At 68.3% G+C, this 25,739-nt stretch carries 25 protein-coding genes and 1 pseudogene; 6 read left to right on the top strand and 20 right to left on the bottom strand.

What is annotated here, in order from left to right; genetic code table 11:
• Window positions 1-90 precede the first annotated feature (90 nt).
• The 5 genes from bla to RMCN_RS15180 all read right to left on the bottom strand — a co-directional run bounded on the left by bla (window position 91) and on the right by RMCN_RS15180 (window position 6,345).
• Window positions 91-990 (bottom strand): class A beta-lactamase, encoded by a 900-nt coding sequence (gene bla / locus RMCN_RS15160; RefSeq protein WP_067390493.1) that lies wholly within the window; start codon window positions 988-990, stop codon window positions 91-93.
• Window positions 991-1,009: 19 nt separating this feature from the next.
• Entirely contained in the window at window positions 1,010-2,350 is a 1,341-nt protein-coding gene (locus RMCN_RS15165) for a M16 family metallopeptidase (RefSeq protein ID WP_084377416.1), read from the bottom strand.
• Window positions 2,328-4,574 (bottom strand): polyribonucleotide nucleotidyltransferase, encoded by a 2,247-nt coding sequence (locus RMCN_RS15170; protein ID WP_064414989.1) that lies wholly within the window; start codon window positions 4,572-4,574, stop codon window positions 2,328-2,330. Before RMCN_RS15170 ends, RMCN_RS15165 begins: the two co-directional genes overlap by 23 nt.
• A gap of 311 nt (window positions 4,575-4,885) precedes the next feature.
• Complete coding sequence (rpsO, locus tag RMCN_RS15175; protein ID WP_064349735.1) at window positions 4,886-5,155, bottom strand: 30S ribosomal protein S15; 270 nt, start codon at window positions 5,153-5,155, stop codon at window positions 4,886-4,888.
• A 200-nt stretch (window positions 5,156-5,355) separates the two neighbouring features.
• Window positions 5,356-6,345 (bottom strand): bifunctional riboflavin kinase/FAD synthetase, encoded by a 990-nt coding sequence (locus RMCN_RS15180; protein ID WP_067390500.1) that lies wholly within the window; start codon window positions 6,343-6,345, stop codon window positions 5,356-5,358.
• Between the two features lie 83 nt (window positions 6,346-6,428).
• Between RMCN_RS15180 and mntR the strand changes: the two genes are divergently transcribed.
• A complete protein-coding gene (mntR, locus tag RMCN_RS15185) occupies window positions 6,429-7,124 on the top strand; it encodes a manganese-binding transcriptional regulator MntR (protein ID WP_067390503.1) in 696 nt (231 codons plus the stop codon).
• Window positions 7,125-7,387: 263 nt separating this feature from the next.
• Here mntR and RMCN_RS15190 read toward each other — a convergent pair whose 3' ends face one another.
• The 4 genes from RMCN_RS15190 to RMCN_RS15205 are packed head-to-tail and all read right to left on the bottom strand — an operon-like array spanning window position 7,388 to window position 10,364.
• Entirely contained in the window at window positions 7,388-7,804 is a 417-nt protein-coding gene (locus RMCN_RS15190; protein WP_067390506.1) for a DUF6632 domain-containing protein, read from the bottom strand.
• A 51-nt stretch (window positions 7,805-7,855) separates the two neighbouring features.
• Entirely contained in the window at window positions 7,856-8,737 is an 882-nt protein-coding gene (gene truB, locus RMCN_RS15195) for a tRNA pseudouridine(55) synthase TruB (protein WP_067390509.1), read from the bottom strand.
• Entirely contained in the window at window positions 8,734-9,411 is a 678-nt protein-coding gene (gene pptT / locus RMCN_RS15200) for a 4'-phosphopantetheinyl transferase PptT (protein WP_067390512.1), read from the bottom strand. The genes truB and pptT overlap by 4 nt, the downstream gene beginning before the upstream one ends.
• Complete coding sequence (locus tag RMCN_RS15205; protein WP_064414983.1) at window positions 9,408-10,364, bottom strand: ACP phosphodiesterase PptH; 957 nt, start codon at window positions 10,362-10,364, stop codon at window positions 9,408-9,410. The genes pptT and RMCN_RS15205 overlap by 4 nt, the downstream gene beginning before the upstream one ends.
• 133 nt (window positions 10,365-10,497) lie before the next feature.
• Between RMCN_RS15205 and RMCN_RS15210 the strand changes: the two genes are divergently transcribed.
• Window positions 10,498-11,067 carry a DUF3558 domain-containing protein gene (locus tag RMCN_RS15210; RefSeq protein WP_064414982.1) on the top strand — a complete coding sequence of 190 codons (570 nt, stop codon included), beginning with the start codon at window positions 10,498-10,500 and terminating at the stop codon, window positions 11,065-11,067.
• Here RMCN_RS15210 and RMCN_RS15215 read toward each other — a convergent pair.
• A complete protein-coding gene (locus tag RMCN_RS15215) occupies window positions 11,055-12,137 on the bottom strand; it encodes a DUF7064 domain-containing protein (protein WP_067390515.1) in 1,083 nt (360 codons plus the stop codon). The genes RMCN_RS15210 and RMCN_RS15215 overlap by 13 nt on opposite strands.
• A pseudogene (locus RMCN_RS15220) lies at window positions 12,134-13,288 on the bottom strand (sulfotransferase family protein). The gene RMCN_RS15215 and the pseudogene RMCN_RS15220 overlap by 4 nt, the downstream one beginning before the upstream one ends.
• Before the next feature lie 116 nt (window positions 13,289-13,404).
• On the opposite strand from RMCN_RS15220, the gene RMCN_RS15225 reads away from it, so the two are divergent.
• Both RMCN_RS15225 and RMCN_RS15230 read left to right on the top strand, forming a co-directional pair.
• On the top strand, window positions 13,405-14,013 hold the full coding sequence (locus RMCN_RS15225) for a TetR/AcrR family transcriptional regulator (RefSeq protein ID WP_067390518.1): 609 nt from the start codon (window positions 13,405-13,407) through the stop codon (window positions 14,011-14,013).
• Between the two features lie 9 nt (window positions 14,014-14,022).
• Window positions 14,023-15,693 carry a CocE/NonD family hydrolase gene (locus RMCN_RS15230; RefSeq protein ID WP_067390521.1) on the top strand — a complete coding sequence of 557 codons (1,671 nt, stop codon included), beginning with the start codon at window positions 14,023-14,025 and terminating at the stop codon, window positions 15,691-15,693.
• Between the two features lie 8 nt (window positions 15,694-15,701).
• Here the strand turns inward: RMCN_RS15230 and RMCN_RS15235 are convergent, their stop codons facing one another.
• The gene (locus tag RMCN_RS15235; protein ID WP_067390524.1) at window positions 15,702-16,262 is read right to left on the bottom strand and encodes a DUF1802 family protein; all 561 of its coding nucleotides are present in this window, start codon (window positions 16,260-16,262) and stop codon (window positions 15,702-15,704) included.
• A 4-nt stretch (window positions 16,263-16,266) separates the two neighbouring features.
• Complete coding sequence (locus RMCN_RS15240) at window positions 16,267-16,548, bottom strand: DUF2277 domain-containing protein (protein ID WP_067390526.1); 282 nt, start codon at window positions 16,546-16,548, stop codon at window positions 16,267-16,269.
• Window positions 16,549-16,570: 22 nt separating this feature from the next.
• On the opposite strand from RMCN_RS15240, the gene RMCN_RS15245 reads away from it, so the two are divergent.
• Window positions 16,571-17,326, top strand: coding sequence for an enoyl-CoA hydratase (locus RMCN_RS15245; RefSeq protein ID WP_064414975.1), 756 nt, complete (start codon window positions 16,571-16,573; stop codon window positions 17,324-17,326).
• Window positions 17,327-17,410: 84 nt separating this feature from the next.
• On the top strand, window positions 17,411-17,905 hold the full coding sequence (locus RMCN_RS15250; RefSeq protein WP_234787671.1) for a class I SAM-dependent methyltransferase: 495 nt from the start codon (window positions 17,411-17,413) through the stop codon (window positions 17,903-17,905).
• 149 nt (window positions 17,906-18,054) lie between these two features.
• On the opposite strand, the gene RMCN_RS15255 is transcribed toward RMCN_RS15250, so the two are convergent.
• The 7 genes from RMCN_RS15255 to rimP all read right to left on the bottom strand — a co-directional run bounded on the left by RMCN_RS15255 (window position 18,055) and on the right by rimP (window position 25,720).
• On the bottom strand, window positions 18,055-19,398 hold the full coding sequence (locus RMCN_RS15255; RefSeq protein ID WP_067390530.1) for an MATE family efflux transporter: 1,344 nt from the start codon (window positions 19,396-19,398) through the stop codon (window positions 18,055-18,057).
• Window positions 19,391-20,389, bottom strand: a complete 999-nt coding sequence (locus tag RMCN_RS15260) for a DHH family phosphoesterase (protein WP_067390533.1) — start codon at window positions 20,387-20,389, stop codon at window positions 19,391-19,393. Before RMCN_RS15260 ends, RMCN_RS15255 begins: the two co-directional genes overlap by 8 nt.
• Complete coding sequence (gene rbfA, locus RMCN_RS15265; RefSeq protein WP_064414972.1) at window positions 20,364-20,867, bottom strand: 30S ribosome-binding factor RbfA; 504 nt, start codon at window positions 20,865-20,867, stop codon at window positions 20,364-20,366. Before rbfA ends, RMCN_RS15260 begins: the two co-directional genes overlap by 26 nt.
• A 1-nt stretch (window position 20,868) precedes the next feature.
• Window positions 20,869-23,592: a translation initiation factor IF-2 gene (gene infB / locus RMCN_RS15270; RefSeq protein WP_067390536.1), complete on the bottom strand. Its 2,724-nt coding sequence runs from the start codon at window positions 23,590-23,592 to the stop codon at window positions 20,869-20,871.
• A 78-nt stretch (window positions 23,593-23,670) separates the two neighbouring features.
• Window positions 23,671-24,081 (bottom strand): YlxR family protein, encoded by a 411-nt coding sequence (locus RMCN_RS15275; protein ID WP_409366052.1) that lies wholly within the window; start codon window positions 24,079-24,081, stop codon window positions 23,671-23,673.
• A gap of 59 nt (window positions 24,082-24,140) precedes the next feature.
• Window positions 24,141-25,184: a transcription termination factor NusA gene (nusA, locus tag RMCN_RS15280; RefSeq protein ID WP_064414969.1), complete on the bottom strand. Its 1,044-nt coding sequence runs from the start codon at window positions 25,182-25,184 to the stop codon at window positions 24,141-24,143.
• A complete protein-coding gene (gene rimP / locus RMCN_RS15285; protein ID WP_067390539.1) occupies window positions 25,181-25,720 on the bottom strand; it encodes a ribosome maturation factor RimP in 540 nt (179 codons plus the stop codon). Before rimP ends, nusA begins: the two co-directional genes overlap by 4 nt.
• Window positions 25,721-25,739: the final 19 nt, after the last annotated feature.

Genomic DNA, 25,739 nt, shown 5'->3' on the forward strand with positions numbered 1-25,739 from the left:
AGGGGGGCCAAGAGCGTGGGGGGACAGCCGCTGACAAGCCAGCTGGACCCGGCCCCGAGGGGTGGCCGGGCTAAGCTGCTGCCCTCGCCATCATGCGGCCAGGAGTTCGGCCACCAGCACCGAAGCCACGTCACCGACTAACTGGCGGTCGTTCGGGGCGTCGGGGTCGTTTGCCGCGGTCCTGGTCATGATCGCCAGCAGAAGTCGCTCGCCCGCCGGGCCGTACGCTATACCGACGTCGTTCGTGCTCGCGTAGTCACCACTGCCGGTCTTGTCGGCCGTCGCCCAGCCCGGTGGCAGGACGGGTCGCACGCTGGACGTCTGGTTGGTCCGCATCCAGTCCTCGAGTTGCCGGCGTTGCGGCTCGGCGAGCACGTTGCCGGTGAGTATCGACCGGTATCCAGCCCCGATGGCCTCGGGCGTCGTGGTGTCGCGCGGGTCTGCCGGCACCGCCGCGTTGAGCTCGATCTCCCAGCGGTCGAGCCGGGACCGCTGGTCGCCGATGCTGCGGGCGAAATCGGTCACGCCGGACGGACCGCCAATGACCCGTAACAGCCAGTTGGCCGCGGCGTTGTCGCTTCGCTGCAGGGCGGCCTGACACAACTGCGCCAGCGTCATCGTCTGCCCGACGTGCGCCTCGGTCACCGGCGAGTTGGGCACGATATCGCCCGGTTCGATGGTGACGCGATCGGTGAGCGCGAGCTCACCGCGCTCGGCCTTCTGCAGCACCCGCGCCGCGGCGTAGGTCTTGAACGTGGAGCACATCGCGAACATGTCATGCGCTCGGTGTGCGATGGTGCGCCCGGTGCCGAGATCGGTTGCGAACACCCCGATCAACGCGTTCTGGCGGCGTTCCATCTCGCCGAGTCGATCCTCGACCGGCTGCGGGGGGCGGTCAGGGTCGGCCATGACGGCCTTGTGCGGCGATGCGGCCAGCGCCGCCAGTGTCAATCCACCGATCAGAACGTGACGCCGTGGCACCTCGGTCATGGGTCCCCAGCGTAGGTGATCAGCCGGCGATGGCCCGAAGCGGCTGAGGCAGTGACCGTTTCGACCGAACCGGACCGAGCACAGCACCGCCGTAGGGCCGCCGCAAAAGCCGGCGCGCGACGGAATTGACCTCGTCGAGCGTCACGGCCTCGATCTTCGCCAACGTCTCGTCGATCGTTCGGTGTTCGCCGAAATGCAGTTCGCTGCGTCCGATGCGGTTCATCCGCGATCCCGAATCCTCGAGGCCAAGCACCAGTCCGCCGCGCAGGGAGCCCTTCGCGATGCGGCACTCGTCTTCGGTGATCCCGTCACGCGCCACCGCCTCGAGCACATCGGTGGTCACGCGGGCGACCTCGTCGAAGCGGTCCGGCAGGCAACCCGCGTAAACCGACAGAGCTCCGCTGTCGGAGAAGGTGTCGACCGTCGAGTACACCGAGTACGCCAACCCGCGTGCCTCTCGAATCTCCTGAAACAACCGCGAACTCAGGCCGCCGCCGAGCGCCGTGTTCAGCACCGACAGCGCCCAGCGGTGTTCCCAGTGCCGTCCGGGCGTGCGCACACCCAGCGTCAGGTGCGTCTGCTCGGAGTCCCGGCTGACCAGCTCCAGACTCGGGCGCCCGCCGACCCGGCCGATGCCCTTGCGCGGTGGCACCGGTGTGCGGCCCCGCACCAGTCGCGCACCGAAGTACTCGCGCGCCAGCGACACCACGTCATCGTGATCGACGTTGCCCGCCACTGCGAGCACCATTCGCTCGGGGGTGTAGCGGCGGACGTGGAAGGAGTGCAGTTGGGCGCGTGTCATCGAGGAGATCGAATCCACGCTGCCGATCACCGGGCGCCCAACGGGGTGCGAGCCGAACATCGCGGCGAGAAACACGTCGCCGAGAGTGTCCTCGGGATCGTCGTCGCGCATCGCGATCTCCTCGAGCACGACGTCGCGTTCGACCTCGACGTCCTGGGCCGCGCACTGTCCGCGCAACACGACATCGGCGACGAGGTCGACGGCCAACTCCAGATCGGAGTCGAGCACATGCGCGTAGTAGCAGGTGTGCTCGCGGGCGGTGAAGGCGTTCAACTCACCCCCGACCGCGTCGACGGCCTGCGCGATGCCCACCGCCGACCGGGTGGGCGTCGCCTTGAACAGCAAGTGCTCGAGGAAGTGCGCCGCGCCCGCAACGCTCGGCCCCTCGTCGCGCGAACCGACGTCGACCCACAGCCCGACCGACGCCGAATGCACCGACGGGATGTACTCGGTGACCACACGCAGGCCACCGGGTAGCAGCGTGCGACGCACTGCCTCCGACGATCGGTCGCCACGTCCGTTGTGGCGCAACGCCCTAACTGCTGGCCGCTGCGGCATCTGCCGGTGCGGTCTCCGAGTCGGGGGCTTCCTCATCGACCAGGATCAGCGAGATCTTGCCGCGGTTGTCGATGTCGGCGATCTCCACACGCAGCTTGTCGCCGACTTTGACGACATCCTCGACCTTGGCGATCCGCTTGCCACGTCCCAGCTTCGAGATGTGGACCAGCCCGTCGCGACCCGGAAGCAGCGACACGAAGGCACCGAAATCCGTTGTCTTGACGATGGTTCCGAGGAATCGCTCGCCGACCTTGGGCAGCTGCGGATTGGCGATCGCGTTGATGCGGTCGATCGCGGCCTGCGCCGACGGTCCGTCGGTGGCGCCGACGAACACCGTGCCGTCGTCCTCGATGGAGATCGACGCGCCGGTCTCCTCGGTGATCTGGTTGATGATCTTGCCTTTCGGGCCGATCACCTCGCCGATCTTGTCCACCGGCACCTTGATCGTGGTGATCCGCGGCGCATACGGGCTCATCTCGTCGGGGCCGTCGATCGCCTCGGCCATCACCTCGAGAATCGTCAGCCGGGCATCCTTGGCCTGCGACAGCGCGCCCGCCAGCACCTGCGACGGGATGCCGTCGAGCTTGGTGTCCAGCTGCAGCGCGGTGACGAACTCCTTGGTGCCCGCGACCTTGAAGTCCATGTCGCCGAACGCATCCTCGGCACCGAGGATGTCGGTGAGCGCGACGAACCGGCGCTCGGTCTTACCGTCCACTTCGATGTCGTCGGACACCAGGCCCATCGCGATGCCCGCGACCGGAGCCTTCAGCGGCACACCGGCGTTGAGCAGCGCCAGCGTCGAGGCGCACACCGAACCCATCGAGGTGGAACCGTTGGAGCTCAACGCCTCCGACACCTGACGGATCGCGTACGGGAACTCCTCGATGCTGGGCAGCACCGGCATCAGCGCGCGCTCCGCCAGCGCACCGTGGCCGATCTCGCGGCGCTTCGGCGAACCGACACGGCCGGTCTCACCGGTCGAGTACGGCGGGAAGTTGTAGTGGTGCATGTAGCGCTTGCTGGTCTCGGGCCCCAGCGAGTCGATCTGCTGGGCCATCTTGATCATGTCGAGGGTGGTGATGCCCAGGATCTGGGTCTCGCCACGCTCGAACAGCGCGCTGCCGTGCGCCCGCGGGACGACTGCGACCTCGGCGCTCAGCGCGCGGATGTCGGTGATGCCGCGGCCGTCGATACGGAAGTGATCGGTCAGAATGCGTTGCCGCACAAGCTTCTTGGTCAGCGACCGGAATGCGGCGCCGACCTCCTTCTCGCGGCCCGCGTACTGCTCGGCCAGCCGCTCGAGCACCTCGGCCTTGATCTCGTCGGTGCGGTCGTTGCGCTCGGCCTTACCGGCGATCGTCAGCGCCTCCGACAACGCGTCGGTGGCCACCGAGGCGACGGCGTAATAGACGTCTTCGCCGTACTCCGGGAACACCGGGTAGTCCGCGGTCGGCTTGGCGGCGCTCTCGGCCAGCTCCTGCTGGGCTGCGCACAGGCTCGCGATGAACGGTTTGGCGGCCTCCAGGCCCTCGGCCACGACGGCCTCGGTGGGCGCCTGCGCACCGCCGGCGACCAACTCGATGACATTGTCGGTGGCCTCGGCCTCGACCATCATGATCGCCACGTCACCGCCCTCGATGACACGACCGGCGACAACCATGTCGAACACCGCCCGCTCGAGCTGCTCGACGGTCGGGAAGGCCACCCAGGTTCCGTCGATCAGCGCGACACGCACGCCGCCGACCGGGCCCGAGAACGGTAGGCCGGCGATCTGCGTGGACGCCGACGCGGCGTTGATCGCGACCACGTCGTACAGATCCTTGGGATCCAGGCTCAAGACGGTGACCACGACCTGGATCTCGTTGCGCAAGCCGTCGACGAACGTCGGCCGCAGCGGACGGTCGATCAGCCGGCAAGTCAGGATCGCGTCGGTCGACGGGCGGCCTTCGCGGCGGAAGAACGAGCCGGGGATGCGACCCGCGGCGTACATGCGCTCTTCGACGTCGATGGTCAACGGGAAGAAGTCGAAATGGTCCTTGGGGTTCTTGCTGGCCGAGGTGGCCGAAAGCAACATCGTCTCGTCGTCGAGATAGGCGACGACGGCGCCGGCGGCCTGCTGGGCCAGTCGGCCGGTCTCGAAACGGATGGTGCGGGTGCCGAAGCTCCCGTTGTCGATCACGGCGGTCGCTTCGTACACGCCGTCTTCAATTTCAACTACAGACATAGGTGTCCGTATGGCCTCTCTGATTCAGTGTCTCCACTGTTTAGCTGTTTTCGCGTCGTCACAGCGCTTGAACCACGGGCCCCGATGCGGCTACGGCCATCGATCGAAGCTGCCGGCAGTTCTTCCGGCAGCCACTACCGAAGACCGCGCGATCGAGCAGGTCCTGGTTATGACGCGCGGGAACGATGCTCGCGGAGCTGCGAAAATCGCACCCAGGTCGTTCGCGCCGAATAAGCAGTCGAACGAGGCCATCGTACTCTGCGAGGAGTACCCGGCCGAATCCCGGCGCGCGTTCACGCGCCGGTACGAGGTCAGCGACGCAGGCCGAGTCGTTCGATCAGCGTGCGGTACCGCTGGACGTCGACCTGGGCCACGTACTTGAGCAGCCGGCGCCTGCGGCCGACGAGCAGCAGCAGACCGCGCCGTGAGTGGTGATCGTGCTTGTGCACCTTCAGGTGCTCGGTGAGGTCGGTGATCCGCTTGGTCAGCAGCGCGACCTGCGCCTCGGGCGAACCGGTATCGGTGTCATGCAGTCCGTACTCGGTCAGGACCGACTTTTTCTCTTCGGCGGTGAGCGCCACGAAACAACTCCATCTTTTCAGTCCGCGGGAAGGGACATGAGCCCCGTGGAGGCGCGGCCGCCGCGAACTGCAGCGCACGCCCGGTCGGCAGGCAGTCTAGCAGCGGCGGGTGTACAGCACGAAATCCGCCGAGCGCTCACCCATGTACTCGCGTTGGCCCGTTGTCCTGGGGTTTTGTGTTCGGGACTGAGCGCTCGGCGTCAGCGGGTCAGGATCGTGCGGGCGTGTTCGGTGTCGCGGCCCATCTGCTCCACCAGGTCGTCGACGTTGGCGAACTTCTCCTGGCCGCGCAGCCTGGCCACGAAGTCGACGGCGACGTGCTGGCCGTACAGGTCGGCCGTGGTGTCGAGCACGAACGCCTCCACGGTGCGGGTGCGCCCAGAGAAGGTCGGGTTGGTCCCCACCGACACCGCGGCCTGGTACCGCTCGCCGGGGATCACGCTGCCCGCGACCGGTCCATGACCGAGGACGGTGAACCACGCCGCATAGACGCCGTCGGCGGGTATCGCCGAATACATGGGCGGCGCCACGTTGGCGGTCGGAAAACCCAGCACCTTGCCCCGTCCGTCGCCGCGCACCACGACGCCCTCCACGCGGTGCGGGCGCCCCAACGCCTCGGCGGCGGCGACGACATCGCCCGCGTCGACGCAGGACCGGATGTAGGTCGAGGAGAACGTGACGGCCTCGTCGCGGGCGGTGTCGGCCACCCCAAGAGCCTCGGAAACCAGGGTCATGCTCTCCACAGCGAAGCCGAAGCGCTCGCCGGCCTGGCGCAACAAGCGGACATCGCCCGCCGCCTTCTTGCCGAACGTGAAGTTCTCCCCCACGACGACCTCGACCACATGCAGGCGCTCGACCAGGAGTTCATGGATGTAGCGCTCCGGGGTCAGCTTCATGAAGTCGGCGGTGAACGGCATCACCAGGAAGACGTCGACGCCGAGTTCCTCGACCAGTTCGGCGCGCCGGGTCAGCGTGGTCAGCTGGGCGGGATGACTGCCCGGGAAGACGACCTCCATCGGATGGGGATCGAAAGTCATCAGCACGGTGGGCACCCCACGCGACCGGCCGGCCTTGACCGCGTGGTTGATCAGCTCCTGGTGTCCGCGATGCACACCGTCGAAGACCCCGATGGTGACCACACATCGGCCCCAGTCCGTCGGGATCTCGTCTTGTCCCCGCCAGCGCTGCACGAGGGCAAGCCTACGGCGCGTCCGAGGTTCGCCGCGTCGCCGGATCCCCCGGATGAGGTGAGTATTGCCTAAACTTTCTCAATGTGAATCCTGCCGGCGATGCGCGTGACCTGACGACGGTTGCCCAGGACTACCTGAAAGTCATCTGGACCGTCCAGGAGTGGTCGCAGGAGAAGGTGAGCACCAAACTGTTGGCCGAGCGGCTCGGGGTGTCGGCCAGCACCGCCTCGGAGTCGATCCGCAAGCTCGCCGACCAGGGCCTGGTCGACCACGAGAAGTACGGCGCGGTGACGCTGACCGAGGCCGGCCGGGCCGCGGCCTTGGCGATGGTGCGCAGGCATCGGCTGATGGAGACGTTCCTCGTTCGCGAGCTGGGCTACAGCTGGGACGAGGTGCACGACGAGGCCGAGGTGCTCGAGCACGCGGTGTCGGACCGGATGCTCGACCGCATCGACGCCAAGCTCGGGCACCCGACCCGCGATCCGCACGGCGATCCGATCCCGGCCGCCGACGGCCGCGTGCCCACCCCGGACGCACGCCAGTTGTCGGCGTGCCACGACGGCGACCGCGGCACCATCGCGCGCATCTCCGACGCCGATCCGGAGATGCTGCGGTACTTCGACAGTGTCGGCATCAGCCTGGACTCACGGCTTCGCGTGGTGGCCCGGCGCGACTTCGCCGGCATGATCTCGGTGGCCATCGAGTCCGCAGACGGGCACGACACCACCGTCGACTTGGGAAGCCCGGCCGCAGAAGCGATCTGGGTGGTGGCGAGCTAGCTCGTTTGCGAACCCCTGGTTTGTGAACCCCTGGTTTGTGAACCCCTGGTTTGTGAACCCCTGGTTTGTGAACCCCTGGTTTGTGAACCCCTGATTTGTGGTCCTCCGTCGGGCTGCCGACCACTTCGACGAGTGCCCGCCTATCAGCGAATTATTCGCTGCCAGCGAATCTTTCGCTGTGAGGCGGGCACCTTCGCGAATGTGGGCCGCGAGAAACCGGCCGCCGGATTTGCGCCATCGCTCACATTTCAGCTGGGTGCCCGTCAGCGTCGTTCCAGGGCGGCGGGCTGTTCCTCGGACATCTTGAGCCCAGAAGCCCGCACGAGCACCGCCAGCACTATCGCAACCAACAGCAGCGCGGGCACATCGCCCAGCAGATGCCCGGTCTGGTGTTCACCGCGGACCGACTGCACCGCCATGATGACGGCGTGGACGACGCTGGACCACACCGTGAACCAGATCAGGCTCAGATGAGCGCGTGGGTTTCGCGCCGCCCACACCAGGAACACGCCCAGCGTGGCGTAGAGCCCGACGATCATCATGAAGTAGTCGGAGTGGTGCGGTGGTCCCGGATGCCACGCCCATCCTGACGGCCACACGGCGGCAAGCGGATACAGGCAGAGGGCGACCACGCCGAACACGCCCAATGCGATCTGAAGAGCCTTGTACGCAGACACCATTGTCGGCTCCCATCTCTAGGAGGGGGTCAGTATGCGCCCGGATGCGCCGGCCTACAAGGTCGCGGGACGCAACACGACGACCGACTTCGTGCGAGCGGACCTGTCTTCCAGCAGCGCGACGACCTGCCCGTCCTGAGCCGTAGCGGCGTAGATTCCCTCGATGCCCGCCGGTTTGAGCGGTCGGCCGTGACGCACGTCCTCGGCCTCGTCGGCGGTCAGGTCCCGCCGCGGAAACGTCAGAAGACACGCGGCGTCCAGGGTGTACGACAGCCGTGGTGTTTCGGCGAGCTCGTCCAGCGAGCGCGCCTCGGTCAGCCCGAAGCCGCCGACTCTGGTGCGTCGTAACGCCGTGAGATGCCCACCGACCCCCAGCGTGGCCCCGATGTCGCGGGCCAAAGCACGGATGTAGGTGCCGCTCGAGCACTCCACTTCGACATCGACGTCGATGACGCCGGCTTCGTGCCGTGCCTCGAGTACCGCGAAAAGGTCGATCCGCACGCGGCGGGGTGCCAACTCGACGGTTTGCCCTTCGCGCGCGAGTTTGTAGGCGCGTTGTCCGCCGATTTTGATCGCGCTCACCGCTGACGGGATCTGGTCGATCTCACCCCGCAGGTCGGCGACCGCGCGGTCGATGTCCTCGTCGGTGACGTGGCCGGCCGAAACCTCGTGCAGCACCTCGCCTTCGGCGTCATCGGTGGAGGTGGTCTGGCCGAGGCGGATGGTCGCGCGGTACGCCTTGTCCGTCGCCGTCAGCAGTCCGAGGATCTTGGTGGCGCGCTCGATGCCGACGACCAGAACACCGGTCGCCATCGGGTCAAGGGTCCCGGCGTGTCCGACCTTGCGGGTGCCGAAGAACCGACGGCAGCGGCCGACGACGTCGTGACTCGTCATGCCCGCGGGTTTGTCGACGATGACCAGCCCCGCCTCGGTCATAGCACGATCGCGGTCAACGCCAGACCGTCGCGGACCGACCACCGGCCGGTCAGGGTTTCCAGTGGCGGTCCGTGCATCGCCGCCGGGTCGATCAGGATTCGCGAGACGAAACCACCGGAGGTGCCGCCGTCGTCGACGTCGAAGACGATGTGCGCGTCCTCGAAACCCAGCCACCGGTGAGTCACCGGGAACCACGCCTTGTAGGTTGCCTCTTTGGCGCAGAACAGGATTCGGTCCCAGTGCAGCCCTTCGGGCAGCTGCCGCAGTTCGGCTCGCTCGGCGGGCAGGCTGATCGCGTCGAGCACACCGTCGGGCAGCACACCGTGCGGTTCGGCGTCGATACCCACCGACCGCACCTCGGCCCGCCGGCCGACCACTGCGCCCCGGTAGCCCTCACAGTGCGTCAGCGAACCGACGACACCGTCGGGCCAGCACGGTTCGCCCTTCTCCCCCTTCAGAATCGGCACAGGCCCGACACCGATCTCGGCAAGCGCCAACCGTGCGCAGTACCGCACGGTGACGAACTCGTTGCGTCGCTTGGCGACCGACCTGGCGACCAGTGACTCCTCCTCGGGCAGCGGCGCGAGGTCCGGCGGATCACGGTAGACCTCGGCTGCGGCCAGCCCTGGTGCCGTCGGCAGCACACCGGACAGCAGCGAAGCGGCGACCGTCATCGCGAGACCTGCCTGTCGCGGATCCGTTGCTGCATCTTCTGGGCGTTCTCCCGCATCTCCTGGGTGATGTGGAAGTGGCCGCCGAACTCGTTGAGGTACCCGGGCGGATACTGCGGATCCGGAAGGATCTGGCGCATCCAGCGATATGGCTTGCGGCGCCGCCACTCTCGCGGGTAACCGACCGACACCTCCTCGAACCGCACACCGTCGTACCACGTCGTGCGCGGAATGTGCAGGTGCCCGTAGACCGAGCACACCGCGTTGTAGCGGGTGTGCCAGTCGGCGGTGGCGGTGGTGCCGCACCACAGCGAGAACTCCGGATAGAACATCGCGTCGCAGGGTTCGCGCACCATCGGGAAGTGGTTGACCAGCACCGTCGGCGTCATCCAGTCGAGGTCCTCGAGCCGTTTGCGGGTGTAGGCCACCCGATCGCGGCACCACGCGTCGCGGGTGGCGTAGGGCTCGGCGGACAGCAGGAACTCGTCGGTGCCGACGACGTTGCGCTCGCGCGCGATGGCCAGTCCCTCCGCCTTGGTGGCCGCGCCCGCCGGCAGGAAGGTGTAGTCGTACAGCAGGAACATCGGCACGATCGTGGCCGGGCCGCCCTCCTCGGTCCACACCGGGAACGGGTGCTCGGGCGTGATGATGCCCATCTCGTCGCACATGTTGACCAGGTAGTCGTAGCGGGCCTTGCCGAAGATCTGCATCGGGTCGCGGTTGGTGGTCCACAGCTCGTGGTTGCCCGGAATCCAGATCACCTTGGCGAACCGTTTGCGCAACAGGTCCAGGGCCCACCGGATCTCGTCGGTGCGTTCGGCGACGTCGCCGGCGACGATGAGCCAGTCGTCGGGCGAGGCCGGGTGCAGCGACTCCGTCACGGGTTTGTTGCCTGTGTGACCCGTGTGCAGGTCGCTGATCGCCCAGAGGGTGGGTCGTCGGCCGTCGCGTGTCACAACTGACCAGGGTACTTAACCGGATGCACGTGGTTCGCCCGGCAACTAGAACAGGTTCTTGTTTCCTCTTCGGGCGGTGGGAGCGGCCCGCTACACTCCCCGCAGGGTCGGACTGCCGAAACGAAGGGGTGACATGCTCACCAAGCTGCGCTTGGTCTCGGCGCTGTGCGCGCTGATCGCTGCGGTGATGGTGGTGTGGCAGGCCAACCCCGCAGGTGCCCCGCGGGTGACAGCAGACGACATCCCGATGACGAATGTCACGACGTCGATCAAGTGGCCGGTGATCGAGACGACCGACCCGTCACCGTTCAACCCGTGCAAGCAGATTCCGCTCGAGGCGGTGCAGGCGATCGGCCTGACCTTCACCCCGCCGACGCCGGAGGATCAGCTGCGGTGCCGCTACGACGCGGGCAACTATCAGCTGGCCGTGGAGGCGATAGTCTGGCGCACCTATGAGCAGACGCTGCCCGTCGACGCGGTCCAACTCGATATCGACGGGCATCGCGCCGCGCAATACTGGGTGATGAAGCCGACCGACTGGAACAACCGCTGGTGGATCACCTGCATGATCGCCTTCGACACCAGCTACGGCGTCCTGCAGCAGTCGCTGTTCTACTCGCCGATCTACTCCGAACCCGACCCCGACTGCATGCAGACCAACCTGCAACGCGCGCACGAGCTGATCCCGCACTACGTGTTCTGATCGGCCGTTGGCTCGATGCGGTCCATCGGGCTCGACCGCTCCAGCATCCCGATCGTCTCCTCGCCGTCCCAGCGGTAGCGCACACCGGCCTGCTGCAGGGCAGGAAACGTCCAGTTCGCCATCTTTGCCAGTTGTTCGGCGGGGATCGCGGCGGGATCGGTGATGTCGTGGGTGGACAGCACGGTCTCCCCCTCGATGCGCACGGTTCCGCGAGCCGTCTCGAGCACCATCGACACGTCCTCCCCACGCGGTTGCAGTCGGCGCAGCCACGGGGCCTCAACGACGCGGGCGGGGATCAGCGCTGCCGAGTCCCCGAGGTACAGGTACCCCTCGTTGTAGTTCGGCTGACCGCCGGGCCGCGGCGGGTAGGCGATGTAGCCGAACGCACGTCCGCTGTCGAACAGCGCCGACTGCCAGCAGTGTCCCCAGAACCCCTCCAGCCGACGGACACCCTGCCGACGGATGCGCAGCCCGGTACCCGTGAGCGGCTGCCGACGACCCGCCACCTCCACGGCACCGTCGGCGCGGAACAACTGTTCGTAACGGGCGCCACCCATCAATTCGCCGACCACCGTGGTCTGCAGTTGATCGGCGGCGTCCGCGCGCATCGCGCCCTGGCTCCAGGGCGGCACCGCCATCGTCGCTTCGACCTCGAACCGCACGTCGACCAGCGGGCCGCTCTTGTCGCCGGCGGCCAGCGCCTCCGAGGACGTCTCGACCGCGCGGCCGTCGAACGCCACCGTCCACGTGTCGAACGGCGCCACGCACTCGAACGTCAGCGGCCCCGCCCCGAGCACCGTGGGTTTGCCGTCGCGGCCCCGCACCGGCTTACTCTTTCCGTCGTCGCGTAACCGGTAGACGCGTCCGTCGGCGAACGCCAGGTTGACCTGTAGTCCGTGGGCGCCCCAGTTGGACGCGACCGCCTCGATGCCGATTCGGGGCAGGCCGACCTCACCGCTTTCGTCGAACACCCAGAAGCTGACCGCATCCCGCATCTCGGGGTCCTGCGGCCGCTCGTCGAACATGTACTCGCGGGCCGGGTCGATGCCGCCGGTCACGTCGAGGGTCATGGCGCACTTTCCTTCTGCCGTTCCGGACGCCGAGAGTCACCGGCGTAAGCGTCTACGTAGGCGGCGAACAACGGTCGAATCACGTTGTCGTCCAGACCGAACGCCTGTGGGTCAGCCTTGGGGTGCGGCTCACGCTTTTCGGCGTTCTCGGCCCACCACGTCCGCATATGCGCCTCGAACCGGTCGGTCACACCCTCGCCGAGCCAGCTGTACAGCCGCTTGACCTCACCGATCGGATCGTCCTGCATGGCACGAAAGTCGATGTCGTAGAACCGATCCGCGGCCTTCTCGCGGAACGCCATCACCCGCGCGATGCCCGTCGACCACTGGGTGACGTTGAGCTCACCGAGATAACGCCGGTCGAGGTGGTCGGTGAAGCCGCCGACGATGTCGGCGTAGACGTCGACGACCGACAACAGCACGTCGGCCGGATCGCGGTGTGTCATGACGAAGCGGGCGTCAGGGAACACGCGGACGAGATAGTCCAGCGAAAGCACGTGTGCCGGTGACTTGAGCCGCCACGGGCGGGTCGGTTCCCCTCACTGCAGCAACTTGAGCACCCGTCGTTCGTAGCGGTAGGTCGACGTGAAATCAGCTGCGTCACAGAGCCATTGAGAGTAGCTGGGAATCTGCGCGTAGGCCTGGAAGATCTGGGATTTGAAGTCGAGCGCCATCAGGTCCAGGCATTCCATCGGGCCGCGGACGTCAGTGGGCACGTGGTGGCGAGTGCCGACGAGGACGGGCCGCTGATCCGGCGGAATGCGGGGGTCGTCGCCGCGCACGGTCGACGGTGGAGGGCACGGCTGCGCGGACTCCCAGCTGCGCAGGTAACGGACATCGGGATCCTGGGCGAGCAGAAACGACAGCGCGGTCGACCCCGTCCGCGGCAGGCCCAGCCCGAACACCGGCGAGCGGATCTGCTCGTCGTCGATGCCGGGATGGCGTCGGTACCAATCCTCCACCAAGAGCCGCTGAGACAGGTGCAGCCTGATGCGGTCGTAGACGAAGTGCTCGCCGCGCGCGTTGAGCCGAGCTTCGTCGCGCAGGGCGCGGACGAGGATCTCCAGGCCCTCCCGGAACGAGTCCTCACCGAAGTCGTCGAGCCCGGTGCGCTCGACGGCCGCGGCCATTAGCTCCTCGACAGATGCCACGCTGCACCTCCCACCGACCCGCCAACGTTCATCACCGCTCGATATCCCGGTGACTCTTCGCGCGGTGATCAACGTTCGGCAGGATTGTGAATTGGTGACAGTACACTGTCATCACTATGGCCGGCTCGTCAACACGTGCGTACGACAACAGCGTCCGCAGACGCAAGGCCGCCCACACTCGTGAGCGCATCGTCGTCGCGGGCAGTGAATTGGTGCACGAGTTCGAGAGTTGGGACTGGCGCGAGCTGACGTTCAGGGCCGTCGCCGCGCGGGCCGGGGTCGGCGAGCGGACCGTGTACCGGCATTTCCCGACCGAACGCCATCTGCACGATGCGGTGATGCAGCGCCTTGAGGACGAGGCCGGCGTGTCCTATGACGACGTCACGTTGGCGAACCTGAGCGAGGTGACGGCGCGGGTTTTCGCGTCGCTGCAACGCTTCTCGGTCGAGCGCAGCGCACCGTCGCCGGCGGACCCCGCGTTCGTCAGCTCCGACGTCCGCCGCCGCGACGCGCTGCAGCGAGCAGTCATCGAGGCCTCACCGCAACTTCCCGATGAGCAGCGGCGCGCGATCGCGGGTCTGCTCGACGTGTTGTGGAGCCCGGCCACCTACGAGCGTCTGGTCGCGGTGTGGGGCCTCGACGGCGACGCGGCGACCGAGGCGATCGACTGGTTGATGGCCCAGGTGACACGGGCGATCGACCGCGGCGGCATCGGTTCTGCGTAGCCTCGTGAGGTGACCGCTTCCACCGTCGCCGCCCCGCCGGCAGCCCGTTCGAAGGTCAAGCAGCTCACCGGACGCACCGTGTCACGCCTGCTGCGGCTGCCGCCGCACACCACCGACTTCACGGTCGACAAGGTCCGCGTTCCCATGCGAGACGGCATCGAGCTGCGCGCCGACCACTATGCGCCCACCACCGCGGACCCGGCGGGCACGCTGCTGGTGCGCTGCCCCTACGGCCGAGACTTCCCCTTCGCCGCCATCTACGCACGGGTCTATGCCGCACGCGGATATCACGTGGTCCTGCAGAGCGTGCGCGGCACATACGGCTCCGGCGGCGACTTCGACCCGATGGTCAACGAGATCGCCGACGGCGCCGACACCGTCGAGTGGCTGCGCAACCAGGATTGGTTCACCGGCTCGTTCGCCACGATCGGGCTGTCGTATCTCGGTTTCACCCAGTGGGCGCTGCTCACCGACCCGCCACCGGAGATGAAGGCCGCGGTGATCACCGTCGGCCCGCACGACGTCAGCGGGCCGCGGTGGGGCCGCGGTTCCTTCGCGCTGAGCGACTTCCTCGGTTGGAGCCATCTGGTGGCCTATCAGGAGGATCGGAACCGGGCGCGGGCGCTGGTGCGACAGCTGCGGTCGCGGCGCCGACTCGCCCGTGCGGTGAAGCGGCTGCCCGCCGGAGAGGCGGGCCGCGCGCTGCTGGGCTCGGGTGCGCCGTGGTGGGAATCCTGGCTCGATCACCCCGATGCCGACGACCCCTTCTGGACCGCGCTGAACCTGCGTCGCGCCCTGGACAGCGCCGACGTGCCGGTGCTGCTGATCAGCGGCTGGCAGGACCTGTTCCTGGAGCAGACGATGGCCCAGTATCGGCGGCTGCGCGAGCGCGGAGTCGAGGTCGGGTTGACCGTGGGCCCGTGGATCCACACCCAGCTGATGACCAAGGCCGCTCCGACGGCCATCCGCGACACGCTCGACTGGTTGGGCGCTCACCTCACCGGCGCCGAGAGCACGCGGCGCCAGCCGGTGCGGATCTTCGTCAACGGAAGCGGCTGGATCGACCTGCCCGACTGGCCACCGCCCATGCCCGAGGTGGTGCGCTACCTGCAACCCGGTGGTCGCCTGGGCGACGCCGTCCCGCCCGAGACCGCGGCTCCGTCGACGTTCACCTACAACCCGGCGAATCCGACGCCGACCGTGGGCGGCCGGCTGCTGTCGCCGGAAGGCGGATATCGCAAGGACACCAGCCTGGCTCAGCGTGCCGACGTGTTGAGCTTCACCGGCGACCGCCTCCCCGCCGACAAGTACGTCGTGGGGGTGCCGGTAGTGGAGCTGTCGCACTCATGCGACAACCCGTACAACGATCTGTTCGTCCGCGTGAGCGAGGTGGACGCCAAGGGACGCTCACGCAATGTGAGCGACGGCTACATCAGCGCCGCACCGGATTCCGGTCAGGTGCGTATCGAGCTCGATCCGGTCGCGCACCGCTTCCGTGCGGGTTCACGGATCCGGGTGATCGTGGCGGGCGGGTCGCACCCCCGGTTCGCCCGCAACCTCGGTACCGGTGAACCGCTCGGTACGGGCAGAACCCTCGCGCCGGCCACGCACACGGTGCATCTCGGCGACGGTGCGTCACGGCTGGTGCTGCCCGCCGGACCGCAGCCGCCCGCGGGCTGAGGCGCGGGTCACCCCACCGAGCGGCGCACGCTCTCGGCGATCTCGTGCAGCGTGGCGTCGTCGTGCACCGGGGGTGCCCATTCGGGGTCCACCGGCAGCTGCACCCAACTGGTGCAACCCGCGTACTCCGGGGCGCGTTCGAGTCGCAGCGGTCTCACCACGGGGGCCGCCTGGACGACGAGCGCGGTGAGCCGATGCTTGGGGCGGAAATCGAGCCGGTCGGCGCGTACCGATGCGTCGGTCCAGATATGCAGGGGCGCAATCTGTTCGAGCGCCTCCGGCCGGTTCACCTCGATCGCGGCGACGACGCGGGCACCGGCGCGGACCACTACGGCGTCCTGCGTGCTGTCGGCGGTCGCCACGTCGAGCAGATCGCGATGCTCAGGGCGCACCCGCTCGGCGTGGCTGTGCGCGACGGTCGGAAACAGCAGGAAGCGCGACGCCGTGACCGCGAACCGCTTTTCGTGAATTCCGCCCTTGCGCAGCAGCACGGTCTGCCTGCCGTCCAACAGCGCACGTATCGCGGCGCTCCACTCTTTGAGCGCGGGCTGCGTCAGCGTCGTCGTCATCAGACTATGTCGCGGCCGCCGCTTTGGCGTTTATGCGGGCCCGGACCTCGGGTCGGCGCAGCGGCGGCACCGTCTTGGGTGGCTGGCGCCGGGGCGGCAGGGACGCGAGCAGCCGAACGGTGGTGGCGGTGACCTCCGCGACGGCGGCCTCGAAGGCGTCGGCGTTGGCCGCGGTCGGCCGGGTGATGCCGCTGACCTTGCGAATGTACTGGCGCGCGGCGGCTTCGATCTCCTCGCCGGTGGCCGCCGGCTCAAGCCCGCGTAGCTCGGTGATGTTTCGGCACATGGCTCCACGATAGGTTCGTCGGGTGACTGACGACATCCTGCTCATCGAGACCCAAGATCGCGTGCGCACGCTCACCCTGAACCGGCCGCAGTCGCGCAACGCGCTGTCGGCCGAACTGCGCAGGCGGTTCTACCGCGCCCTCGGCGAGGCGCAGGCGGACGACGATGTCGACGTCGTGATCGTCACCGGCGCCGACCCGGTGTTCTGCGCGGGTCTGGACCTCAAGGAGCTGGGCGACACCACCGAGCTGCCCGACATCTCGCCGAAGTGGCCGCCGATGACCAAGCCGGTGATCGGCGCGATCAACGGCGCAGCGGTGACGGGTGGCCTCGAAATCGCGCTGTACTGCGATGTGCTGATCGCCTCCGAACAGGCGCGGTTCGCCGATACGCATGCCCGGGTGGGGCTGTTGCCGACATGGGGGCTGTCGGTGCGGTTGCCGCAGAAGGTCGGCGTCGGCATGGCCCGTCGCATGAGCTTGACCGGTGACTATCTGTCGGCGGCCGACGCGTTGCGAGCCGGCCTGGTCACCGAAGTGGTCCCCCACGATCAGCTCTTGCCCGCGGCCCGCCAAATCGCGGCATCGATCGTCGGCAACAACCAGAAGGCCGTGCGCGCTCTGCTCGCGTCGTATCACCGCATCGACGAAGCTCAGACCAACGAGGGACTGTGGATCGAGGCCGCCTCGGCGCGCGAATGGATGCGCACGACCAGCGGGGACGACATCGCCGCCAGCCGGGCCGGCGTCTTCGAGCGAGGCCGCGCCCAGGTCCGCTGACCTCCGGCAATGCGCGAGCGGGCGTGTTTGCACAAGACACGCCGCGGATTTACAGCAGTTTGCGCACCCTCATAGGCTGCGAGCGTGAACGAAGCGCACGAGTACTGCGGCAGCGAGGAATGGCGACAGCTGATCCGCGAGGTGATCCTGCCGTGGGCGCTGGGCGAGATCGACCTCGGCGACGACGTGCTCGAGGTCGGACCCGGCTACGGCGCGACCACCGACGTGTTGAGCGAATCGGTGGGCCGGTTGACGTCGGTGGAGATCGACGACGAACTCGCGGCGATGCTGACCGCTCGCTTCGCCGATGTCCCGACCGTCGAGATCGTGCGCGGCGACGCGACGGCACTGTCCTACGACGACGACCGCTTCACCGGCGCAGCGTGTTTCACGATGCTGCACCATGTCCCCACCGCCGAACTCCAAGACCGGCTGTTCGCCGAGGTCGCCCGCGTGCTGCGGCCCGGGGCGGCGCTGGTGGCCAGCGACAGCCTCGGCAGCGAGGAGTTGGCCGTCGCGCATGAAGAACCCCGTCAACCCCGCGACACTGCCGAATCGGTTGGCGGCGGCGGGGTTTGACGATATACGGGTGAAGACGACGGAGTTCGGCTGGGCCGCGATCGCGCGGGCCCGCGCATAGCGCGGACGCTGACCCCCCGCGAGCGGCCACATTCTGCCAATTCTTTGCGGCGTGTCCTGTACAGACGCGGGCGCTCGCGTCAAAGAAGTCAAGCCGTGCCCGGCACGAGCCACCGGCCCGAGAGGGCGCGCCAGCCCACGAACACCAACCGCAGCACCATGAACGTCGACAGCCCCGCCCAGATACCCAGCAGCCCCCAACCGAACGCGAGTGACAGCCAGATCAGCGGCAGGAAGCCCACCAGCGCGCTGGCGAGCGTCGCGTTGCGCATGAACTTTGCGTCGCCGGCACCCAACAGGACTCCGTCGAGCGCGAAAACGATTCCGGCAACCGGCAATTGAGCCACCATGAACCACCACGGCACCCCGATCGCGTCGAGCACCGAGCGGTCGTCGGTGAACACACTCGGGATCACCGACGCGCCGACCGCGAACACGAGGGACAGCACCGCCGAGGCCAACGCCGAGAAGATCGTCACCCGCCAGGCCACCGACTTGGCGTGCGTCAGCTGACCCGCGCCGAGTGCCGCACCGACCAGCGACTGCGCGGCGATCGCCAGCGAATCCAATACCAGCGCAAGGAAATTCCACAGCTGCAACACGACCTGATGCGCGGCCACGGCGGCCGCACCGAACCGGGCGGCGACGGCGCCCGCCGACACGAAACAAGCCTGGAACGCCAGCGTCCGCAACACCAGGTCGCGACCCATCACCACCTGCGCGCGCAACACCCCCGGGTGCACGCGCAGCGGCACCTTCTCGATCAGCAGCGCGCGACAGAACAACGCGGCGGCCACCCACTGCCCCACCGCGTTCGCGACGGCCGAGCCCGGCAACCCGAGCCGTGGCATGCCGAGCCAGCCGTACACCAGCAGCGGGCACAGCACCGCCGACAGCGCGAACCCGAGCACGACGAACTTCAGCGGCCGCACGATGTCCTGCACGCCACGCATCCACCCGTTGCCCGCCGCCGACACCAGGATCGCGGGCACGCCGAGAATCGCGATGCGCACCCACGACAGCGCCTCGTCGGCGATCTCTCCCCCGTCGGCCGACCCCGCCAGCGCCGACACCAGCGGCACCGCGAACACCTGCACCGCCGCGACGATCACCGCGCCCAATCCCAGCGCCAGCCACGTGGCCTGCACGCCTTCCCCGACCGCGGCCGGCCGATCGCCGGCACCGTAGAAGCGGGCCGAGCGGGCGGTGGTCCCGTACGCCAGAAAGGTCATCTGGGAGCTCAGCGTGGTGAGTATCAGCGCACCGATCGCCAACCCCGCCAGCGCCAGGGCGCCCAACCGGCCCACGACCGCGAGATCGAACAACAGGTAGATCGGTTCGGCCGCCAACACTCCGAGCGCGGGGAATGCCAGCCCGGCGATCCGGCGGCCGGTCACCGGAGCGTTCGACGGCTCCGGATCGGGCTCAGCCAAGGGCCGCGTACAACGCCTTCACCACGTCCTCGGCGGACCCGGTGGCCGAATATCCCGCGGCCAGGCGATGACCGCCACCGCCGAATCCGCTCGCGACCGGTGACAGGTCGTAAGACTTGGCCCGCATCGACACCGACCAGTGCCCCGGCTCGATCTCCTTGAACACCGCGGCCACCTCGGCCTCTTCGGTGGTGCGCACGATGTCGACGATGCTCTCGACTTCCTCGGGCCGCGCGTTGACCCACTCGTCGTAGTCCACCACCGCGCACACCAAGCCGCGGCCGCCGGCGGCATCGGGCAGCAGCTGCGCTGAGGACAGCACCCGCGACAGCATCGGCAACCAGGCGTAGGGATGGGTGTCCAGCAGGGTCCGGCTGATGCCGGCGTTGTCGACCCCGAGATCGACGAGGCGCGCCGCGAGCCGGTGCGCCCGCGGGGTGGCCCAGCGGAACGAGCCGGTGTCGGTGGTCAGGCCCGCATACAGGCAATGCGCGACGCCGATGTCGATCGGCTTGTCCCACGCGTCGAGCAGGTCGGCCACCAGCATCGTGGTGGAGTCCGCCGAGGCGTCGACGTAGTTGGCGGTGCCGAACAGCTGGTTGGAGGCGTGGTGGTCGATGACCAGGACTTCACGACCGGCGTCGACGAGGCCGCGCAGCACGCCGAGGCGGTTGACGCTGGGAATGTCGACGGTGACGATCAGGTCGGGGTCGCGGCGCATCTCGTCGGGGCCGACGAGCAGATGACCGCCGGGCAGCGACTGCAGCGATTCGGGCAGTTTCTCGGGCGCCGCGAAACTCACCTGGACACTCTTGCCGACCTGATCGAGGACCAACGCCAGCGCCAGACCGGCACCGATGGTGTCGGCGTCGGGATAGACGTGGCAGACCACTCCGACCGAGGCGGCCGCCGACACCAGTTCGGCTGCACCGTGGGCGTCGACCCGATCGCCCACTTCCGGGGCGTCAGTCGTCTTGTCGATCGCGGTCACCGCTGTCCTCAGAGTCGTCGGGCCCCCCGGCTACTGCCTCGCCCTCCACCTCACTGACACGGTACGGGTCCGCATCGCCGGCGTGCTTGGCACCTTGCCGAACTCTCGCCAAATCCTCATCTGCGGCGCGAGCGCGGGCCAGCAGTTCCTCCATCTTGACCGCGGCGTCGGGCACGGTGTCTCGCTCGAACGCAAGGGTGGGCGTGAAGCGAACACCGAGGCTCGCCCCCACCTTGGACCGCAGCACACCTTTGGCCTTCTCGAGCGCCGCTGCCGCCCCGCCGTAATCCGGCTCATCGGACAGCGACGCACCGAGCACCGTGTAGTACAGCGTTGCGTCGTGCAGATCGTTGGTGACCTTGGCGTCGGTGATCGTCACACCCGACAGCCGCGGATCCTTGATCTCGTACTCGATCGCCGAGGCGACGATGGTGGAAATGCGTTTGGCCAGCCGCTTCGCCCGTGCGGGGTCCGCCACTCTAGGTGCGCTCCTTTTCCACCAGCTCGTAGGTCTCGATGACGTCGCCTTCCTTGATGTCGGAGTACGTCAGCGTCAGACCGCATTCGTAGCCCTCGCGAACCTCGGTGACGTCGTCCTTCTCGCGGCGCAGCGACGACACGGTGAGGTTCTCGGCCACCACGACGTTGTCGCGCAGCAGCCGGGCCTTCGCGTTGCGTCGCATGATCCCCGACTGCACGAGGCAACCGGCGATGTTGCCGACCTTCGACGACCGGAAGATCGCACGGATCTCGGCGCGGCCGAGTTCGCGCTCCTCGTAGATCGGCTTGAGCATGCCCTTGAGCGCGGCCTCGATCTCGTCGATCGCCTGGTAGATGATCGAGTAGTACCGGATCTCGACACCCTCGCGGTTGGCCAGCTCGGTGGCCTTGCCCTCCGCGCGGACGTTGAACCCGATGATGATCGCATCCGATGCCGACGCCAGGTTGACGTTGGTCTCGGTGACGCCGCCGACACCGCGGTCGATGACGCGCAGCTCGACTTCGTCGTCGACCTGGATTCCCAACAGGGCCTCCTCGAGCGCCTCGACCGTACCGGCGTTGTCGCCCTTGAGGATCAGGTTCAGCTGGCTGGTTTCCTTCAGCGCCGAATCGAGGTCCTCGAGACTGATCCGCTTGCGGCTGCGGGCCGCCAGCGCGTTGCGCTTGCGTGCGCTGCGCCGGTCGGCGATCTGGCGCGCGATGCGGTCCTCGTCGACGACGAGCAGGTTGTCACCTGCGCCCGGCACCGAGGTGAAGCCGATGACCTGCACCGGCCGGGACGGCAACGCCTCCTCGACGTCCTCGCCGTGTTCGTCCACCATGCGGCGGACGCGACCGTAGGCGTCACCCGACACGATCGAGTCGCCGACCCGCAGCGTGCCGCGCTGCACCAGAACCGTGGCCACCGGTCCGCGGCCGCGGTCCAGATGTGCCTCGATCGCCACGCCCTGGGCCTCCATGTCCGGGTTGGCCCGCAGGTCCAGAGCGGCGTCGGCGGTCAGCACGACCGCTTCCAGCAGCGCCTGGATGTTGGTGCCCTGCTTTGCGGAGATGTCGACGAACATCGTGTCGCCGCCGTAGTCCTCGGGGATCAGCCCGTATTCGGTGAGCTGGCCGCGGATCTTGGCCGGGTCGGCGCCTTCCTTGTCGATCTTGTTGACCGCCACCACGATCGGCACTTCGGCGGCCTGCGCGTGGTTGATGGCCTCAACCGTCTGCGGCATCACGCCGTCGTCGGCGGCGACCACCAGGATCGCGATGTCGGTGGCCTTCGCCCCACGGGCACGCATGGCGGTGAACGCCTCGTGACCCGGGGTATCGATGAACGTGATCGGGCGAACGGTGCCGTCGAGGTCGACCTCGACCTGGTAGGCGCCGATGTGCTGGGTGATGCCGCCGGCTTCGCCCTCGCGGACGTTGGCCTGACGGATGGTGTCCAGCAGTCGGGTCTTGCCGTGGTCGACGTGGCCCATGACCGTGACGACGGGAGGACGCTGCTCGAGGTCCTCCTCGCCGCCCTCGTCTTCTCCGTAGGAGAGGTCGAAGGACTCCAACAGCTCGCGGTCCTCGTCCTCCGGCGAGACGACCTGAACCTTGTAGTTCATCTCGCTGCCGAGCAGCTCGAGGGTGTCGTCGCCGACCGACTGGGTCGCCGTCACCATCTCACCGAGGTTGAACAGCGCCTGCACCAGCGAGGCGGGGTTGGCGTTGATCTTGTCGGCGAAGTCGCTCAGCGACGCGCCGCGCGCCAACCGGATGGTCTCGCCATTGCCGTGCGGCAACCGGACGCCACCGACGACCGGCGCCTGCATGTTCTCGTACTCGGCGCGTTTCGCCCTCTTCGACTTCCGTCCGCGTTTGGGCGCACCACCGGGCCGACCGAAGGCGCCGGCGGCACCGCCACGTTGGCCGGGCCGACCGCCGCCACCGGGACGGCCGCGGAAGCCTCCGCCGGCGGGTGCGCCGCCGCCGCCACCGCGGTAGTTACCGCCGCCGCCGCCACCGCCGCCGGGACCGCCGGGACGACCACCGCCGCCACCGGGTCCGCGACCGCCGGGGCCCGGACGCGGGCCACCGGGGCGACCCATCGCGCCGGGCCGCGCGCCGGGCGGCCGCGGCGGCATGTTGCCGGGCGTCGCACCGCCGGGGCGGGGGGCGCCGGGCCGCGGAGCACCGGGTCCGGGTCGGGGGCCTTGGGGACGCGGCATCGGCCGGTCGACCGGCTGCTGAGAGGAGAACGGGTTGTTGCCGACGCGGGGAACGCGTGGCGCGGGCTTGGGCGCACCCGGCGTGGGCCCCGGCCGCGGGCCGGGTGTCGGGCCCGGGCGGGTGGGCGGCGCGGCGGGGGTCGCCGGCGGGGCGGCGGCCGCCGCGGGAGGCGCGACGGACGGAGCCTCGGCGGCCGGTGCCGCAGGCTTGGGCGCGGGCGCCTTCGCGGGCTCCGTCGGAGCGGCGCTCTTGGCAGGCGCGGCGGTCGCAGCGGTCGACGAGGCAGCCGCCGAACCGTTGCCATCAGATTTGACCTTCTCGGCAGCCTTCTTGCCGCCGCCGAAGGATTCGCGCAACCGGCGCGCGACCGGGGCCTCCACGGTGGAGGACGCGGATTTGACGAATTCGCCCTGTTCGCTCAGACGAGCGAGAACTTCCTTACTGGTGACACCGAGTTCCTTGGCCAACTCGTGTACACGGGCCTTACCTGCCACTACATCTCCATCTCTAGAGGCGTCAGCGGTGGTAGGCGCCGCGCCTCGGGTTAGCTATGACGCATGGTCATCGGGACTTCACGGTGTGCTCATGTTCTTCGCTACCTGTTCTGTTGCCGAGGGGTCGGGCGGGCCGGCACCACTTGACGTGCCGACATACTCGATCACCGCGGATACGTCCGGTGAACCGGTGATGCGCAACGCTCGACCGAACGCTCGCCGACGAATCGCCGCCTCGAGGCACTGAGGAGTGGGATGCAGCCACGCACCCCGCCCCGGCAGCTTTCTCGCCGGGTCAACGGTGACGGTGCCGAGAGAATTCCCAGCCCCATCGACGTTGCCGACAGCGACCACCCGAAGCAGTTCGACGGCCAGCTCTCGTTTTCGGCAACCAACGCAGGTCCGCACCGGTCCGACAGGATCGTCGGGGCTGCGTCGTTGCGCCGAAGCCGAAGTCTCGCGCTGGATCACAGGTGAGTCTACCGTCACGTCCGCCGGTATTTGAAATGGCTGCGCTGCTCGGCGTGGACGCGTGCGCCGGCCGGCGCTTACCGGTCCCCCACGACACCGCGTGCCGCGCCCTGATCGGGCTCGCCGGCGCCCGCCGGCGGCGCGTCGCTACGGATGTCGATGCGCCAACCGGTCAGCCGGGCCGCCAGCCGGGCGTTCTGCCCCTCCTTGCCGATGGCCAGTGACAGCTGGAAGTCGGGTACGACGACGCGGGCCGCGCGTGCGGCCTCGTCGATGACCGTCACCGAGACCACCTTGGCCGGTGAGAGCGCGTTGGCGACGAACTTCGCCGGATCGGGGTCGTAGTCGATGATGTCGATCTTCTCGCCCGACAGTTCGCTCATCACGTTGCGCACCCGCTGACCCATCGGCCCGATGCAGGCGCCCTTGGCGTTCAACCCCGGCACCCGCGAGGCCACCGCGATCTTCGAGCGGTGACCGGCCTCCCGAGCGACCGCCACGATCTCGACCGAGCCCTCGGCGATTTCGGGCACCTCCAGCGAGAACAGCTTGCGCACCAGGTTCGGGTGTGTGCGCGACAGCGTGATCAGCGGTTCCCGCGCGCCGCGGCTGACGCCCACGACATAGCAGCGCAACCGGTCGCCGTGTTCGTAGCGCTCGCCGGGTACCTGCTCGGCGGCGGGGATGACGCCCTCAGAACCCTTGGTCTCACTGCCCATCCGGACCACGACGAGGCCGCGGGCATTGGCCCGCGCATCACGCTGGATCACCCCGCCCACGATGTCGCCCTCGCGGGCGGAGAACTCGCCGTAGGTCTTCTCGTTCTCGGCGTCGCGGAATCTCTGCAACATCACCTGGCGCGCCGTCGTCGCGGCGACGCGGCCGAATCCTTCTGGGGTGTCGTCCCATTCGGTGATCGTGTTGCCGTCCTCGTCCACCTCGGACGCGATGACCTTGACCTCACCGGTCTTGCGGTCGATCTCGATGCGCGCCTCGGCGGCGTGGCCCTCGGTGTGTCGATATGCGGTCAGCAGTGCGGATTTGATGGTCTCGACGAGCTCGCCCACCGGAATTCCGCGGTCGACCTCGATGGCGTGTAGCGCGGCCATGTCGATATTCACGCCGACGCCTCCTTCCCAGATTGGCCGACCAGCTCCAGCTCTCGCGGATTGGGAGGCGAGAATTCAACTTGCACAACAGCTTTCGAGATGCCGTCCAAGGGCAACTCCCGGACGGAGAAGTTGGCCTGCCGACCGCTCCGCACCACCAAACGCACCACGCCGTCGCGGGTTTCGCCGAGCCTGCCGGTCAGTTGTGAGCCGTCGGACAGCGTCAGTTCGACCTTGCGGCCGCGTGCTCGCCGGTAGTGCTTCTCGGCGGTCAGCGGACGGTCCACACCCGGGGAGGTGACCTCGAGGACATACGGCGCGGATCGCTCGTCGAGGGCGTCGAGCAGCGCGGAGGCAGTACGGGACAGCTGGGCGATCGAAGCGAGGTCGAGGCCGTCGTCCCCGTCGGCCACCACCGTGATGCGCGGCGGACGCGCGGCCGGGTCGACGATCACGTCCTCGATTTCGTAACCCGCGCGCGCGAACTCGCCGTCGAGTAGCTCGATCACCTCGTTCTGCGACGGCAATCCCGCAGAATGCTCCGTCACGGCGAGCTCCTCGTCTTGA

The sequence above is a fragment of the Mycolicibacterium novocastrense genome (assembly GCF_001570485.1).
GTDB lineage: Bacteria > Actinomycetota > Actinomycetes > Mycobacteriales > Mycobacteriaceae > Mycobacterium > Mycobacterium novocastrense.

Bases quoted from the DNA above. Each gene is read 5' to 3' on its own strand.
- bla (WP_067390493.1), bottom strand. From the start codon at position 990: ATGACCGAGGTGCCACGGCGTCACGTTCTGATCGGTGGATTGACACTG.
- RMCN_RS15165 (WP_084377416.1), bottom strand. From the start codon at position 2,350: ATGCCGCAGCGGCCAGCAGTTAGGGCGTTGCGCCACAACGGACGTGGC.
- RMCN_RS15170 (WP_064414989.1), bottom strand. From the start codon at position 4,574: ATGTCTGTAGTTGAAATTGAAGACGGCGTGTACGAAGCGACCGCCGTG.
- RMCN_RS15190 (WP_067390506.1), bottom strand. From the start codon at position 7,804: ATGGTGTCTGCGTACAAGGCTCTTCAGATCGCATTGGGCGTGTTCGGC.
- truB (WP_067390509.1), bottom strand. From the start codon at position 8,737: ATGACCGAGGCGGGGCTGGTCATCGTCGACAAACCCGCGGGCATGACG.
- pptT (WP_067390512.1), bottom strand. From the start codon at position 9,411: ATGACGGTCGCCGCTTCGCTGCTGTCCGGTGTGCTGCCGACGGCACCA.
- RMCN_RS15210 (WP_064414982.1), top strand. From the start codon at position 10,498: ATGCTCACCAAGCTGCGCTTGGTCTCGGCGCTGTGCGCGCTGATCGCT.
- RMCN_RS15215 (WP_067390515.1), bottom strand. From the start codon at position 12,137: ATGACCCTCGACGTGACCGGCGGCATCGACCCGGCCCGCGAGTACATG.
- RMCN_RS15225 (WP_067390518.1), top strand. From the start codon at position 13,405: ATGGCCGGCTCGTCAACACGTGCGTACGACAACAGCGTCCGCAGACGC.
- RMCN_RS15235 (WP_067390524.1), bottom strand. From the start codon at position 16,262: ATGACGACGACGCTGACGCAGCCCGCGCTCAAAGAGTGGAGCGCCGCG.
- RMCN_RS15240 (WP_067390526.1), bottom strand. From the start codon at position 16,548: ATGTGCCGAAACATCACCGAGCTACGCGGGCTTGAGCCGGCGGCCACC.